1 protein-coding gene is annotated in these 225 nt (G+C 67.6%); it reads right to left on the bottom strand.

Annotation, left to right across the window (positions count from 1 at the left end; genetic code table 11):
- Window positions 1–225, bottom strand: a 225-nt coding sequence (locus EOC06_RS40685; RefSeq protein WP_164899128.1) for a hypothetical protein, incomplete at both ends; no start/stop codon positions are given.

Here is a 225-nt window from a genome sequence, read left to right as displayed (position 1 = left end):
GCCTTGTAGCCCGCGACGATGCCCTTGTCGGTGTTAACGGTGCCCCTGTCGGCGGCCACGGCCACCCGATCAGCGGCGGTCGCCACACGGTCGGCAGCGGTGCCGGCGGAAGTGATGTAAGCCTGTTCCTCGGCGAAGTAGAGGGCCTGCTTCACGAGGTCGTTGTAGGAGGCCGCAGGGATCGGCTTGTTGTTCTGGAGGGTGGCGAGGGGAACCGAGGGGGGG

Source organism: Mesorhizobium sp. M7A.F.Ca.MR.362.00.0.0 (assembly GCF_004023175.1).
Lineage (GTDB): Bacteria > Pseudomonadota > Alphaproteobacteria > Rhizobiales > Rhizobiaceae > Mesorhizobium.
Note: the sequence above shows the minus strand (reverse complement) of the source record. Positions and strands in the feature narration are given on the sequence as shown.